The organism is Thermoactinomyces mirandus, assembly GCF_013868055.1.
Lineage (GTDB): Bacteria > Bacillota > Bacilli > Thermoactinomycetales > Thermoactinomycetaceae > Thermoactinomyces > Thermoactinomyces mirandus.
In genome coordinates this window covers 1-1,408 of the sequence record NZ_JACEOL010000059.1, presented here as the reverse complement: position 1 = coordinate 1,408, position 1,408 = coordinate 1, and the positions used below count along the sequence as shown (strand labels likewise).

General features: G+C 42.7%; 1 protein-coding gene. It reads right to left on the bottom strand.

The annotated features are described in order from the left end of the window. A protein-coding gene (locus H2C83_RS15095; RefSeq protein WP_181742028.1) for an IS1182 family transposase occupies window positions 1–1,326 on the bottom strand; the annotation gives its coding sequence in 2 pieces (ribosomal slippage) (window positions 1–753 and window positions 752–1,326; 1,328 coding nt annotated over the 2 pieces). This gene is flagged as partial in the annotation. Between the last annotated feature and the right edge of the window lie 82 nt (window positions 1,327–1,408).

The following is a 1,408-nucleotide window of genomic DNA, read 5'->3' as shown; positions in this document are numbered from 1 at the left end:
GCTAGTTTTTTAACATTTTGGGCCATGGCAGTAAGGAGGCATTGCTCTTTGACTTTGGCAAGCCCCCTGTAACGTGCATAGCGAAGACTATGTAGTTCTTTTGCGTCAGCGAAGCTGCGCTCAATGGTTTCGCTACGTCGTTTGTATAGTTGTTTTCCTCTTTCACTTAAACGGTTTTTTCGAACCCACTCTTTGGCATTTTCCCACACATGGCGGGTCACAACCTTTTGAAAGGTTTTGGAGCGAGTACAACGGGAGAGAAACGGACAGTTCTGACACACATTTGGATTTGACTTGTATTCGCGGTATCCTGAGCGATTTGTAGTTGAATAGCGGAGTTCATGCTTGGCGGGGCAAAGATATACATCTTGTTCAGGTATGTACTTGAATTGCCATTTATGAAAAAGGCCTTTTTTCGGTCGGAAACGCCGATGAGCAATCACTGTAAAAATATTTCGTTTCATCAGTTCCTGACAGATGGGTATAGTGAGATATCCGGCGTCTAATGCGACTTCCTCAACGAGGAAGTCGAACCGGTTAATCTGTCGATTCAAACGTTTCAGGTACGGGATGGAGTCATGAACATTACCGGGTGTAACGAAAACATCCGTGATGAAATTGTATTTTCCATCTACTGTTCGATGATCCAGGTAAAAGAAGCCCTCCGGTTTTCCGTCACGAACCATGTACCCGCTGTCCGGATCGGTTGTGCTGATCCGGATTTCTTTTTCCTCCAATTTTACTTGTTTTTTTTAACGGATCTTTTCCATGCCGGATCCGGTCTTGGTCAATGGCTTTCTCCAGCTCTTCCATGTAGCTTTTTGGGGTAACCGTGACCTTTTGTTTCTTGAATTTACTTTTACTGGCGTTTGCTTTTAAGAAAGTGGAATCGCTGAACAATTGTTTACCTTCAATAAATCCGTGTTGAATCGCCTGAATGACGATTTCATCGAAAATCTCTTGATAAATTTGAGACTGTTGAAACCGCCGGCGGCGGTTTTGGCTGAAAGTGGAGTGATGAGGAACCGGATCTGTCAAGGAAAGCCCTACAAACCAGCGATAAGCAATATTTACTTTAATTTCCTCAATCAAGCGTCTTTCAGAGCGAATGCCAAACAGATACCCAATGAGTAAAATTTTGAACAACATGACAGGATCAATACAAGGGCGACCGTTGTCTTTGCAATACAACGGCCGACATTTATCGGCGATAAACGAAAAGTCAATTGTTTCATTGATTTTTCTTAACAGATGATCTTGAGGAACAAGGTCCTCTATGTTGACGGTTTCTTGTTGAAATTCTCTGGATGTGTTGGTTCTGAACATAGTGAAACCTTCCTTCGGAATGCTTTTTTGTTTCAATTCAACAAAAAAAGGCTGTTGACCTTCTTTTGTCAACAGCCTCAGG